Source organism: Bacteroidota bacterium (assembly GCA_016720935.1).
GTDB lineage: Bacteria > Bacteroidota > Bacteroidia > AKYH767-A > 2013-40CM-41-45 > JADKJP01.
In genome coordinates, this window is record JADKJP010000006.1 from 641,283 (window position 1) to 653,998 (window position 12,716).

Consider the following 12,716-nt stretch of genomic DNA (forward strand, 5'->3'; position numbering starts at 1 on the left):
TAATCTTATTGAGTTGAAAATCAACAGAAAACAAGCCTATTTGTTCGCCCTTCAATTGTGAATATCTGTGCTTTTCAGCGGGGAATGCGAGAGACAAATGGTTATTTTTGTACTCTGAAACCGGAATTCAGCTTTTTGCCTGGTGCCGGTTTTGATGTTGTAAAATCCTTATGAAACCTTCTATTCCCAAAGGGACCCGTGACTTTTCTCCTTCAGAAATGCTGAAACGGAATTTTATTTTTGATACGATTCGTTCCGTGTATCAGCGTTATGGTTACGAGCAGATTGAAACTCCTTCGATGGAGAACCTGAATACTCTGGAAGGAAAATACGGGGAAGAAGGAGACAAATTATTATTTCGGATTCTCAATAGCGGTGACCCCTTTGAGAAATATCGTTTGGCTCATCTTGAAATTAAAAATTCTGATGTCGCTGAAAAAGGTTTGCGTTATGATCTTACCGTTCCTTTCGCGCGTTATGTGGTGATGCATCAGAATGAAATTGTGTTCCCGTTCAAACGCTACCAGATTCAGCCGGTGTGGAGAGCTGATCGTCCGCAGAAAGGACGCTACCGCGAATTTTATCAATGTGACGCGGATGTGATCGGCAGCACTTCTCTCCTCAATGAAGTAGAATTACTGCGCATCATCACCGATGTTTTTGACGCGCTGAAAATTGATGTCCTGATAAAACTGAACAATCGGAAAATTCTTTCCGGTATCGCCGAAGTGATTGGCGAAGCGGATAAAATCATTGATATCACTGTCGCGATTGATAAGCTGGATAAAATTGGACTCGAAAAAGTTAACGAAGAACTAAAAGCAAAAGGATTGTCGGAAAGCGCCGTGCAGAAATTGCAGCCGATCATTCTGCTGAAAGGATCCAACGAGAACAAACTTGAATCACTCAAGTCGGTGCTGAAGGATTCCGCGATTGGAAAAAAAGGCATCGAAGAAATCGAAACGATTTTCAATCTGCTTCAGTCGGCAAATCGTAATTCTTCGAATGTCGAACTGGACATTACCCTGGCACGCGGACTGAATTACTACACCGGCGCCATCATTGAAGTGAAAGCAAACGATCAACGCAGTTCCTTCACCAGCAGCATCTGCGGCGGCGGACGCTACGATGACCTCACCGGAATTTTCGGATTGCCCAATGTTAGCGGAGTCGGAATTTCTTTCGGAGCGGATCGCATTTACGATGTGCTCGAAGAAGTAAAAGGCTTCCCGGATTTCTCGGGAATCTCTACGAAAATACTCTTTGTGAATTTCGGTGAAGAAGAAGCGAAATATTGTCTGCACCTTGTCGATCGCATTCGCCAGGACGGCATCAACGCCGAATTGTTCCCCGATTCAGCCAAGATGAAAAAACAAATGAGTTATGCTGACGCCAAAAAGATTCCTTACGTCGCGCTCATTGGCACTGAAGAAATGAAGAATGGAATCATTACAGTCAAAAATATGAGCTCAGGTGAACAAAGCAAGGTGACGATGGATGAGCTTTTGCATTTGCTGAAGTGAGTTGGTTTTTAGTGCTTGGTGCTTGGTGCTTAGTGGTTAGTTGTTAGTTGTTAGATGTTAGTTGTTAGTTGTTAGTTGTTAGTTGTTAGTACTGTTTACTTATAAATAATCCTCGCGCTCTTTGCGTCCTCTGCTTTTTTGCGCGAAATAATACGAACTTGATATGACTACCCACAAAATATCTCTTAAAGGTCTCGATTTCGATACGATTGAAACACTCATTCGTGATGAAGTAAAACTAGCTCTCGGTGAAGACGCGAAGATCGCGATCAACAAAGGCCGGAAATATCTTGATCTGAAATTAAAGGAACACAAAGAACCGATTTACGGAATCAATACCGGTTTTGGTGCTTTGTATAATAAATCAATACCCGAGAAGGACCTCGGCAAATTGCAGACGAACTTGATGATGTCACACGCCTGCGGTGTGGGCGAACCGGTTCCGGCAGAAGTGGTGCGACTCATGCTCATCCTGAAAATTCAGGGACTGGCATTTGGAAATTCCGGTGTACAGTTGCAGACGGTTGAACGCCTCATCGACTTTTTTAATCACGATATCCTTCCTGTGGTGTATCAGCAGGGTTCACTCGGCGCTTCCGGTGACCTGGCTCCTTTGGCGCATTTGTGTTTGCCATTGATCGGAGAAGGGGAAGTCATTTTTGAAGGCAAGCAATATGCCGCGAAAGATATCCTGAAGAAATTCAAATGGAAGCCAATTGAATTGCAAAGCAAGGAAGGTCTCGCGCTGTTGAACGGAACTCAGTTCATGTCAGCCTACGGTGTGTATTGTTTGCTCAGAAGTTATCAGCTTGCATCGCTTGCAGATTTTATCGGTGTGATTTCGCTCGAGGCTTTCGATGGTCGTCCTGAGCCTTTTGATAAACTCGTTCACAAAGTTCGCCCTCACCAGGGACAAAGCGATGTCGCTGAAAATATCCGGAACATTCTGAAAGGTAGTCAGCTGATCAAACGCAAAAAAGAACACGTACAGGATCCTTATTCCTTCCGTTGCATCCCGCAGGTTCACGGTGCTTCCCGCGACGCGATCAATTATGTCGCGAATATTTTGCTGACGGAAGTAAATTCTGTTACAGATAATCCGACCATTTTCCCCGATGATGATAAAATTATTTCGGCTGGAAATTTTCACGGGCAACCACTAGCTTTGGGAATGGATTTCCTGGCAATTGCTCTGGCAGAGTTGGGAAGTATTTCCGAGAGAAGAACCTATTTGCTTATTTCCGGACAAAGAGAATTACCTCCTTTCCTTGTAGCGAATCCCGGGTTAAATTCCGGGTTTATGATTCCGCAATATACAGCAGCGTCAATTGTTAGTCAGAACAAACAGTTGTGTACACCGGCCTCTATTGATTCTATTGTTTCTTCGAACGGACAGGAAGATCATGTGAGTATGGGAGCGAATGCTGCGACAAAATTATTCCGTGTTGTGGATAATGTATATTCAATTCTTGCCATCGAATTATTTTCTGCAACACAAGCACTGGAATTCCGCAGGCCGGCAAAAAGTTCTGATATGATTGAAGATTTCGTTTCCGGATTCAGGAAGCAGGTGAAGTTTGTGGAAGAGGACAGGGTGATGTACGAGGATATCCGCGCGGCGAAGGAATTTCTTGAGGCGTTTTAAATCTTAGTGTCCTTCGGGTCTTTGCCAGAAAAAATATCTCCCTATCGGGGCGAAGGACGCAAAGATGATAGATTAAGTTCGATTTTCATTAGTCCAAATTTGCAAGCAAATGGAAACAGTAAAACTCGGACTAAAAGAAAACTGGAAACAGTTTACTTTACTGGTTATCATTAACGGATTTGTGGGTGGCATGGTAGGATTGGAACGTTCCATTCTTCCACAGATTGCTAATCAGGAATTCGCCATCGCTGCGAAAACCGCTATTCTTTCCTTCATCATTGTTTTTGGGATTGTTAAAGCGTTCACAAATTATTTTACCGGCAGGCTTTCAAATAAATTCGGTAGAAAAAATTTGCTTGTCGCCGGTTGGTTGATAGGAATTCCCGTTCCATTCATGCTCATGTATGCCAACAGTTGGAACTGGATTATCGCAGCGAATATTTTACTTGGAATTAACCAGGGATTATGCTGGAGCACAACCGTTGTAATGAAGATTGATCTGGTCGGGGAGAAGCAAAGGGGATTTGCAATGGGTTTAAATGAATTTGCAGGATACTTTGCTGTTGCGTTTGTAGCCTTTCTTACAGGATGGATTGCCTCTGAATACGGCTTAAGACCTTATCCGTTTTATATTGGAATAGCGCTTGTATTTTTAGGTTTTTTCACAAGTTTGTTTTTAGTGAAAGACACGGGAGCACATGTAGCGCATGAGAGAAGGGAAAGCGCTATTACAAGATTAAAAAATCCATTTCTGGATACTACGTGGAAAAATAAAAATCTTGGTTCTGTAACACAAGCCGGATTGGTTAATAATCTGAATGATGGAATGGCTTGGGGATTGTTTCCGATCCTGCTCGCCACGAAAGGATTTTCCCTGGCGCACATTGGGATCATCACAGCTATTTATCCGGCAGTGTGGGGGATCGGTCAGTTGTTTACAGGACGTATGGCAGATTATTTCTGTAAAAAAGACTTATTGTTTCTGGGTATGTTTCTTCAGGGATTAACGTTGATCTCATTTCCTTTTGCAGAATCAATGACTTTTTACATTGTTCTTTCTTCCTTGCTTGGATTAGGAACTGCAATGGTTTATCCAACTTTTCTTGCAACAATAGCGGTAAATACCAACCCTGTTGATCGTGCGAACAGTCTTGGAGTATTTCGGTTGTGGCGGGATATGGGGTATGCTATCGGAGCCATTCTTACCGGACTGATCGCTGATTCATTTGGGATTAATGCTTCTATTGTATTTATCGGTTTACTTACGATAGTTTCTTCAGGAATTATATTTTACAGGATGCGATGCACAGAACATGGTTCAGTTAAAATTCTGGCTAGATTTTTTGGGAAACACAAGCATTCAGGGCCTGACTGCGGTACTCATTTGCCCTTCAATTCAAAACTTGATTCTTCGGTTGCAGCGTAATAAAATTCTAATCTATTGACATTATTTTTCAGCTTGGAATTACACGGGCATTTTCCGGATGACCCGTCCGTCTAATTTACAACCTCCTTTAGCATGCTGAGGATGGTTTTTATCGATGGTTGGATCCTCCGGATCAGAATTGAAGGACGGCTTTCCCCATTGCTTAAAAATGAATAAACCATCTGACTCTTCAAGTTGTTTTTAATATTCAAACTGCAATCCTTTTTAAAGGACTTTAGCTCAATTTTAGATTATTTATTCGCGAAGTGTGATTCTGACGTAATTGAACCCTTGGAAGTAAATTGTTTTTTATACAGTACTTATTAAAGCTAGAGAAATTGAATATTCTTTAAAATCAACCCTATCTCAGGTTTTCATTCATTTTTCAGGAAACCTGTATTGAGCGAATAAACCTACATTTTAGATGATTTCCATCAGTTTCCTGAAATATAGTTCAGAAAGGATTGCAATTCCGGTTTGAATATTTGTATCTTTGTAAGTGAATACTCACTAACATTGTCAGGATGGAAAAAATATACGGGAAGAACAACATCGCAATCGGTTTTTTGGTGATGGGTTTATTTATGTTCTATGGATTCCTATTGATTTACTTCAGGGACTTTGCACCGGGAAAAGCGGAGTGGGTGGATTCTTACAGTATTGGGAAGCATTTTGAAAGCAGGCTGGCTCATGTTCACGGGAACTTGTTTGCATTTTTGAATATACTGATAGGATACCTGCTTTTGCATTTCAGGGATAAGCTGAAGCATGTTAAAATAATTTCATGGTTGGCACTTACAGGTTTACTGATGCCGCTGGGCATTTTGTCAGAAGTATATTTTGGCTTGCCTCCTGTGCTGGTGCTGGTTGGGGCTTTGGCAATGACAGCTTCTGTTATCTGGCTTGGATTTAGTTTTGTAAAAATGCAGCAGATTCATTCTTAATTTGACAGATACATAAAGATGGATCTATCAGAAAGACAACTGGAAATAATTGAAGCAGCGGGGAGAATTCTAACTTCTTCCGGTGTGAGTGGTTTGACAATAAAAAATCTAGCTGCGGAAATGAAATTTTCTGAAGGTGCAATTTACAGACATTTTAAAAGTAAAGAGGATATTATCATTGCAATGCTGAATTACCTTGCCCAAACAATGGATTCCCGTTTGACAGGAACTCTTGCAACCGAATTGTCGGTGGAAGAAAAGTTCATTGCATTGTTTCGTAATCAATTTTCGTTTTTCAAAAAGAACCCTCACTTTGTTGTTGCTGTGTTTTCTGACGGCTTAATGGAAGCAAGCCAATCCATTAATGAAACCATCCTGAAAATAATGGACGTAAAGCTGAAGCATTTGTATTCTGTGCTAGCAGAAGGGCAGAAAAAAGGAGTCTTTACGAAAAGTATATTGACCGCTGAATTGGTGCACATTGCCATGGGTGCATTCCGATTACATATGTACAAATGGCGGGTTGCCAATTTCAGCTTTGACATTCAGCAAAGCGGGGATACTATGATTCAGTCAGTGCTTACTTTAATCAGAACCAAATCGAAATGAAGAAAATATTTCTCTATTTGTTTGCCGTCATCCTTGCTGCTTTTGGATTGCTTACTTTGTTTCTCAGCAGTTCAGTGATTTTTGATTTATTCGGTATCAGGGCTAAAGAAGGAAATTATGTACTCTTCATCGTCTGGGCGAATTTTATTGCCAGCTTTATGTATCTTTTTGCTGCATATGGAATTGTTAAGTCCAAAGCCTGGACGAGTTCAATTTTAAGTATAGCTTCTGTAGTTTTGCTGGTTGCATTTCTTGGATTGATGATTTGGGTTTACAAAGGTGGAATTCATGAAACAAAAACAATAGCCGCAATGATCTTCAGGATAAGCGTCACGGTGGTTTTTACAGCACTTGCATATTATATCATCAATAAAAAAAGCATCCAAATGAAAACAAAAATTCTTCCTCTGATAGCAGGGACATTATTTTTATTTAGTTGTGGTAACGCCACAAACGATAAGACATCGGTACCAACAGATTCCACTATCCATGAACAACACCATGAAGCAGCCGTAAGTAGTGCTCTTGAGTTGAACAACGGTGAGAAATGGACCGTGAATCCGGAGATGATGGTTCATGTTCGAAACATGGAAAACGAACTGAATTCTTTTGCCGGAACCAGATTAAGCGATTACCAGGGCTTAGCAACAAAATTGCAGCAATACAATGATCTGATCATTTCAAGTTGCACCATGAAAGACAAGGCCCACGAGGAATTGCATAAATGGTTGTTGCCCTATATTGATTCAGTAAAGGAATTATCTGAAGCGAAAGATGAAAGTGTTGCTTCCGCGCAATTTCTGAATGTTAAAAATTCATTCGCACAGTTTAATGAGTATTTCCAATGAAAAATATCGTAATTATCGTTTTAGTACTGACAATTGGTTTTTTCTCCGCCTGCAACAGATCCGGCACGGAACAACAAAGCAAATCCAATGAGTCTGGTTTGCCGCTAGATGAACAAGTTATTCCGGAGCCGGTGACAGATTATCTGGCATTGGGCAAAACGATTGCAACATCAACCCAGGCAGTTCTTGCTAAAAATCTGCTGGATGCAATGAACAAAAATGGAACGGAGTATGCTTTGCAATTTTGCAATACAAAAGCGATTTCTCTTACTGATAGTATGTCTCAAGTACTGATTGCAAGTATAAAGCGGGTGACTGACAAACCGCGAAACCCGGGGAATCAGGCTAATCAGGATGAGTTGAGCTACATGGAGGAACAAAAAAACAGAATGATGAATGGCGATAGTGCTATAGCTTCATTGAGAGAACTGGATGAAAAAATGATTGGTTATTACCCGATTGTTACCAAGGCAATGTGTCTTCAGTGCCACGGAAGAAAGGATGTAAATATAAGTCCGGCGACATATTCTACTATTCGCAAACTTTACCCATCCGATAAAGCGATCGGTTACAGTGAAAATGAGCTGAGAGGTTTGTGGGTAATTGAAATGGTAAAGAAATAAAAGGGGGCAAAACGATGAATATAAAAGAACTGCATACTACTGAAAAAGAAGTTTCCGCCGTTTCATTTTTCAAGAGTGATCAGGCAAATGCGACAGCATTGCAAATTCTGAGTGGAGGGAAGTTAAACGAGCACATCACAAAAGTACCGGCCTTGTTAATTTGCCTGGAGGGCAAGGTGATTTTCAGAAATGAAAATGGAATTGAGCTGCCATTATTTTCCGGGGATTTTATCATCATTGAACCAATGGTAAAGCATTGGATCGAGGCTGAAATAACTACTCAATTGGTATTGATAAAGTAGGATACCCTTCAATTCAGAACCAGAAAAACGATTTGACAGGAAGAATTTGATTGCAAATTGGTTAAAATTATTACTTTTGGCATGTGAGTTGCCGACATCAATTTTTTGCACGAATCCTTGTCATTTATCTGATGGCATTGTTTATAATGCCTTGTCACGATTCCTGTGATGCAGATGATCATTCAATTACAGTTACGATTGAAACCGCACAAGATCACCATGAATCCGAAAGTGATTTTTGCAGTCCTTTTTGTAGTTGTGCTTGTTGTGCTACGGCGATTCAGGGATTAACTTTTGTAGAAGTGAAGGCTCCTGCACATTTTTCAATTAATAATTTTGTGTTGTTGAACCCTGATTTTTGTTTTATCAGCAATAGTTCTATCTGGCAACCTCCAAAACTTGGTTAATGAAATTTTAATGGTCCATTTGGAGCATTTTATTTTTCACTGCAAATTTTCGCTGTGAGGCTTATTGCATTTCATTAAATTCAGAAATCATGATTGAAAAAATCATTCAGTTTTCCGTAAGGAATAAACTGATTACCGGAATATTCCTGATCCTCTTCGTTGCCTGGGGTGTTTATTCCACTACACAACTTTCCATCGATGCTCTTCCGGATGTAACCAATAACCAGGTGCAGGTAATCACGACTACTCCTAATCTTGCTACGCAGGAGGTGGAACAGTTCATTACCTATCCTATAGAAATGCAGATGAAAACAATTCCTGAAGTCGTGGAGTTGCGTTCTACTTCGCGTAGCGGGTTATCGGTAGTCACCATTGTTTTCAAAGATAAAGTCCCGGTAAACATAGCGAGACAACAAGTTTCCGAGCGCTTAAAGATGGCTGAGGAAGATTTGCCAAAACAATTTGGTACTCCAGAGATTGTCCCTCCAACAACCGGATTGGGCGAAATCTATCAGTATACAATTTCCGCGAAGGAAGGATTTGAAAAGAAGTATTCGATTATGGAACTGCGTACCATCCAGGACTGGATTGTTAAGCGCCAGCTCGTCGGTACTCCGGGAGTAGTGGATGTGAGCAGCTTTGGCGGATACCTGAAGCAATATGAAGTCGCGATTGCTCCGGAAAAACTCGTGAGCATGAATATTTCCCTCACAGAAGTATTTGATGCGCTTTCGAAGAACAATGAAAATACGGGAGGAAGTTATATTGACAAAGGACCGAATATCTATTTTATCCGGGGAGAAGGCTTGATTGAGAATACTGAAGATGTCGAGAATATTGTGGTGAAAAATCTCAATGGTATTCCGATTAAAATTCATGATATCGGAAAAGTTCAGTTTGGGTTTGCTCCACGCTATGGAGCAATGACACGAAACGGAGAAGGAGAAACAGTAGGTGGTGTTGTGCTCATGCTGAAAGGTGCGAACAGCGTAAAGGTGATTGCCGATGTAAAAGAGCGGATGCTGAAGATTGAGAAGAGTCTGCCGGAAGGATTGATGATTGACGTGTTTGTGGATCGAACCAAACTTATCGAACGAACCATTGGCACTGTGAGTAAAAACCTGATCGAAGGTGCCTTGATTGTAATCTTTGTATTGGTGCTTTTGCTCGGAAACTTTCGTGCCGGATTGATTGTCGCTTCTGTGATTCCTTTGTCCATGTTGTTTGCGATCTCCTTGATGAATGTCTTCGGAGTGAGTGCGAATCTGATGAGTATGGGGGCACTCGACTTTGGTCTGATTGTGGATGGGGCAGTCATTGTCGTCGAAAGTATGCTGCATATATTTTCTAAAAACTACCGCAGCAACACACTTTCCCAGAAACAAATGGATCATGAGGTAATTGCAAATTCATCAGGGATTATGACAAGTGCTGTTTTTGGACAAGTAATTATCCTAATTGTTTATGTACCAATTTTTGCATTAACGGGAATTGAAGGAAAAATGTTTTTGCCGATGGCACAAACAGTTTCTTTTGCAATCATCGGTGCCTTGCTCTTATCGCTAACGTATGTACCCCTCATGTCTAGTTTATTCCTGAATAAGCAGATTACTCATAAGGAAAGCTGGAGTGATAAATTCATTCTTTGGGTTTTGAAATTCTATACACCTTTTTTATCCAGAGTATTGAGAAATAAAATGAAAGTCATTTTAGGTTCTGCACTCATTTGGATAGCTTCCATCTTTTTGTTTAACTCTTTGGGCGGTGAATTTATTCCGGAAATGGATGAAGGAGATTTCGCTACGAATTATACAATACGACAAGGAAGTAATCTTCAGCAAACTATTCGGACAGGAACAGAATTAGAAAATATTCTTCTTAAAAAGTTCCCGGAGGTTCTGGAAGTTGTCTCGAAGATTGGTACTTCTGAAGTGCCTACTGATCCTATGCCGATCGAAAGCGCTGACTTAATTATTATATTGAAGGATAAAAAAGAATGGACCTCAGCAAGGGACAAAGAGGAGTTAGCGGAAATGATGAATAAGGAATTGAGTGTTCTTCCCGGTGTGAATCTGTCCTTTGAACAACCGATCCAAATGCGATTCAATGAATTGATCGCCGGTGTGAAATCGGATGTGGCGATTAAAATTTTCGGAGAAGATCTGGATGTGCTGTTCAAAAATGGGAATAAAGTTGCCTCCATTATCAGCACAATACCCGGAGCTACCGATATTAAAGTGGAGCAGGTGGTAGGGATGCCACAACTTGTTGTGAAATACGATAGGGATAGAATTGCTCAATATGGATTGAACATAGTTGATGTAAATAAAATCCTCAATACTGCCCTTGCCGGCGGAAAAGCAGGTGTTGTTTATGAAGGAGAACGCAGGTTTGATTTAATTGTACGCCTTGACAAAGTTCGCGATGCTGATGAAGAAAAAGTAAAAGGCATTTTTGTTCCATTACCCAATGGCTCACAAATTCCCTTAAGTCAGATTGCGGATGTTAGCTTTCAATCTGCTCCCGCACAGATTTCAAGGGAAGATGCGGAGCGAAGAATTGTAGTGGAAGCCAATGTCAGAGGACGGGATATCCAGAGTGTAGTGGAAGATATGCAGCATAAGCTTGATACAGAGTTAAAATTACCACCTGGATATTTTCTCACTTATGGAGGTACTTTTCAGAATTTGAAAGAGGCTAAAGCTCGTTTATTTATTGCAGTGCCTATCGCTTTGTTGTTGATTTTTCTGTTGTTATTTATTAGTTTCAGAAGTATCACAGAAAGCTTGATTATTTTTTCTGCAATCCCACTTGCCGCGATAGGAGGAGTTGTTGGGATATGGATCCGCGGTATGAATTTCAGTATCAGTGCAGGAATTGGGTTTATCGCATTATTTGGGGTGGCTGTATTGAATGGTATTGTACTGATCGCTTATTTCAATAAATTGAGAGAAGAAGGTGAGACTGATGTTAAAAAACGGATTTTGAAAGGGACTGCTGCACGGTTGCGACCGGTGCTGGCAACAGCCGCAGTAGCTTCACTTGGATTTTTACCAATGGCACTTTCAACTTCAGCAGGAAGTGAAGTTCAAAAACCTTTAGCAACAGTTGTCATAGGAGGATTGATATCCTCGACATTATTAACGCTAATTGTTTTGCCGGTTTTATATGGAATGTTCATCGACAGGAAAAGGCGACCGGGTAAAATAGTGCTGAGTGTTCTCTTCTTGTTTTCGGTATGTTCAGTAAACGCTCAAACTCCCCTGAGTCTGGACAGTGCTATCCAGTGTTCTTTACGAAATCATCCGATGATGTATTCGGCTGCTTATTCTGTGCAGCAGCAAGAAGCACTGAAGAAAACAGCAATCACTCTGGAGCCGGTCAATATTACGTATACAGCCGGACAGATAAACAGCAATTTGAATGACTACAATTTGAATGTTGGGAGTGGAATTAAATTTCCAACGGAAATGTCGGCACAATGGAATTTTCAGAAGGAGCAGGTCGCTTTGGCTAAAGCGCAACAGAACGTGAATAAAGGAACATTGATCCGGAATGTTTCGGCAGCGTATGTTCAATTGCAATATGGGATGCAACATTTTGCACTTGTGGATACATTGGAAAAAATCTATGTCAATTTTGCCCGATATGCAGATGTAAAATATACTTCTGGTGAAACCACTTTGCTTGAAAAATTATCTGCAGAAAGTAAATTGAAGGAGATTCAACTCAGGAAACAGGAAGCTGAAGCAAATCTGCAAATTTGCAGAAGTGCATTGCTGCAATGGATGGGGGAACCTTCTTCAAAAGAGCTGGTCCCTGTTGAAGCGGATAGACTCCCGATGCCGGTGATTGTTGAGAATGCCGGGTTGTCAGGGACTTCGTTCTTTCTGCTTCAGCAACAACAACTGGCTGTTTCACTTGCGTCCTACAATTTGGAAAGGTCGAAATACGCCCCGTCTTTTCAATTCGGATATTTCAATCAGAGTCTGGACCGGGTAAATAATTTCAGTGGATATTCTGTTGGTGCTTATATTCCAATTTTCAAAACAGGACAACAGGGCCGTGTAAAATCAGCCCGGCTCGGTGTAAAAATTGCTGAGCAGGAACAAAAGAATTTTGAATTGAATATGAATGCAGCGTACATCGAAGCAATACAACAATTAAATACGAACAAACAGAGCCTGGATTATTTTCAAACTGAAGGCCTCAGTTTTGCAGATAAGATTCTCAGTGTGGCGAATAAGAGTTATCTCAGTGGTGACATTGGATATACGGAATACATCTATTCTTTGGATAAAGCTTTCGAGATCCGGATGAGTTATCTTCAAAAATTTGCAGCTTACAATCTGGCTATTGTACAGCTCAGGTATTTACTCAATCAGTAAT

General features: G+C 40.8%; 9 protein-coding genes and 1 pseudogene. All 10 read left to right on the top strand.

Translation table 11 applies throughout. The annotated features are described in order from the left end of the window. Nucleotides 1-164 precede the first annotated feature (164 nt). Nucleotides 165-1,523: a histidine--tRNA ligase gene (locus tag IPP86_11060; GenBank protein ID MBL0139051.1), complete on the top strand. Its 1,359-nt coding sequence runs from the start codon at nt 165-167 to the stop codon at nt 1,521-1,523. A gap of 163 nt (nt 1,524-1,686) precedes the next feature. Beyond that, the gene (gene hutH / locus IPP86_11065; protein MBL0139052.1) at nt 1,687-3,168 is read left to right on the top strand and encodes a histidine ammonia-lyase; all 1,482 of its coding nucleotides are present in this window, start codon (nt 1,687-1,689) and stop codon (nt 3,166-3,168) included. Nucleotides 3,169-3,277: 109 nt separating this feature from the next. Next, nucleotides 3,278-4,594 (top strand): MFS transporter, encoded by a 1,317-nt coding sequence (locus IPP86_11070; GenBank protein MBL0139053.1) that lies wholly within the window; start codon nt 3,278-3,280, stop codon nt 4,592-4,594. Nucleotides 4,595-5,127: 533 nt separating this feature from the next. Then, nucleotides 5,128-5,538 carry a hypothetical protein gene (locus IPP86_11075; GenBank protein ID MBL0139054.1) on the top strand — a complete coding sequence of 137 codons (411 nt, stop codon included), beginning with the start codon at nt 5,128-5,130 and terminating at the stop codon, nt 5,536-5,538. Between the two features lie 18 nt (nt 5,539-5,556). After that, the gene (locus IPP86_11080; protein MBL0139055.1) at nt 5,557-6,147 is read left to right on the top strand and encodes a TetR/AcrR family transcriptional regulator; all 591 of its coding nucleotides are present in this window, start codon (nt 5,557-5,559) and stop codon (nt 6,145-6,147) included. Then, nucleotides 6,144-6,524 (top strand): annotated as a pseudogene (locus IPP86_11085) (hypothetical protein). Before IPP86_11080 ends, IPP86_11085 begins: the two are co-directional and overlap by 4 nt. Nucleotides 6,525-6,991: 467 nt before the next feature. After that, a complete protein-coding gene (locus tag IPP86_11090; GenBank protein ID MBL0139056.1) occupies nt 6,992-7,618 on the top strand; it encodes a DUF3365 domain-containing protein in 627 nt (208 codons plus the stop codon). 14 nt (nt 7,619-7,632) lie between these two features. Further along, on the top strand, nt 7,633-7,920 hold the full coding sequence (locus IPP86_11095; protein MBL0139057.1) for a hypothetical protein: 288 nt from the start codon (nt 7,633-7,635) through the stop codon (nt 7,918-7,920). A gap of 131 nt (nt 7,921-8,051) precedes the next feature. Continuing rightward, on the top strand, nt 8,052-8,327 hold the full coding sequence (locus tag IPP86_11100) for a hypothetical protein (protein MBL0139058.1): 276 nt from the start codon (nt 8,052-8,054) through the stop codon (nt 8,325-8,327). An 89-nt stretch (nt 8,328-8,416) separates the two neighbouring features. After that, a complete protein-coding gene (locus IPP86_11105) occupies nt 8,417-12,715 on the top strand; it encodes a CusA/CzcA family heavy metal efflux RND transporter (protein MBL0139059.1) in 4,299 nt (1,432 codons plus the stop codon). The last annotated feature ends 1 nt before the right edge of the window (nt 12,716 follow it).